The 1,071-nt window shown below is 61.1% G+C and carries 3 protein-coding genes; 1 reads left to right on the forward strand and 2 read right to left on the reverse strand.

What is annotated here, in order from left to right; genetic code table 11:
- Nucleotides 1-163: pyroglutamyl-peptidase I family protein (locus tag AC1D1P_RS24110; RefSeq protein WP_477674759.1), on the forward strand; the 163-nt coding region annotated here is incomplete at its 5' end.
- Here AC1D1P_RS24110 and AC1D1P_RS24115 read toward each other — a convergent pair.
- Both AC1D1P_RS24115 and AC1D1P_RS24120 read right to left on the reverse strand, forming a co-directional pair.
- Nucleotides 156-428 carry a hypothetical protein gene (locus tag AC1D1P_RS24115; RefSeq protein ID WP_477668104.1) on the reverse strand — a complete coding sequence of 91 codons (273 nt, stop codon included), beginning with the start codon at nt 426-428 and terminating at the stop codon, nt 156-158. The two genes, AC1D1P_RS24110 and AC1D1P_RS24115, sit on opposite strands and share 8 nt — an antisense overlap.
- Nucleotides 429-469: 41 nt before the next feature.
- Nucleotides 470-886 (reverse strand): hypothetical protein, encoded by a 417-nt coding sequence (locus tag AC1D1P_RS24120; protein WP_477674758.1) that lies wholly within the window; start codon nt 884-886, stop codon nt 470-472.
- Nucleotides 887-1,071: the final 185 nt, after the last annotated feature.

Below are 1,071 nucleotides of genomic sequence, written 5' to 3' on the forward strand. Positions count from 1 at the left end.
CTTCAGGCGCACGCGTGGCGGTTTTATCCATGTGCCCTATGTGCCCGAACAGGGTGCGCCCAGCTTGCCGCTCGATGAGATCGTGCGCGGGTTGCGGCTGGCCATAGCGGCGGCGCTGGCCACACCGCACGACATCGTCAAAGGCGCCGGGGCCGTCAATTAACGTCAGGGTTAGCGTCTTGCGCGCCGGCATTCTGCGCGGGCATGGCAGGCTCATTGCGCAGCAATCGCCACAGCAGGAATGTGCCAATCACGGCGTTACCCAGCGCAAAACAGGTGACCAGCACCGTGGCCCAGGCATTCAAGGGACGGTTATGTACCACCCAGGCCAGCAAAGGAGACAGCCCGTTGAGCACGAGCATCAGCCAGAACAGGGGGTTTCGCGGCTGGTAAAGACGCAACAGGCGTGACATGTCCATCGCGGCCATACTAACCGCACCGGCCGTAAGACCTTCCGATGATTGCTGAATCAGCGGATGGCGAAGGACGCCGGCATAAAGCCCTGTGCAGGCTGCATTGGCAGCATGCTGCTGACAGTGGCGCCTGCTGCGTTGCTGGCCATCACACCGCCGGACTCCCCCGATGAATCGGCCACAGCCTGACCCTTTTGCGCGCTGGTGATGACGGGCGGCAAGGCTGAGGCGGCCGCGACGCGGGCCTGCTGGATACAACCCTGGCGGGCGGCACCGGCGGTGTTTTCGATGCACTGCGCAATCGCCTGCACTTCAGCCTGGCGCTGATAGTCGCGGATCCTGGCTTTGGTGACTTGCCCGTCCGCCACAAACGCGAAGGCTGCCAGCTGGCAAACAAACACCAGCCCAGCCGCTACCCAGAGCAGCGTCTTGTAAGGCATTTTGTCGAATTTTTGCAAGTGGTCAGAAAACATGGCAGGCCTCCCTGTGAACCTGTTTTCATCCTAGGGAAGCGTTTGCGGTTTCCATCCAGCACTTTTCCCGGGAATATGTAGGATAAAAACCTTTCATTTTTTTACGCGACGTAACGCGGGGCACCGACACCCCCTCGTCTCGCCCTCCCACTTCCTTCCCCGCTTTACCATCGCCCCATGACGCC

Source organism: Polaromonas sp. P1_E1_2 (assembly GCF_056406035.1).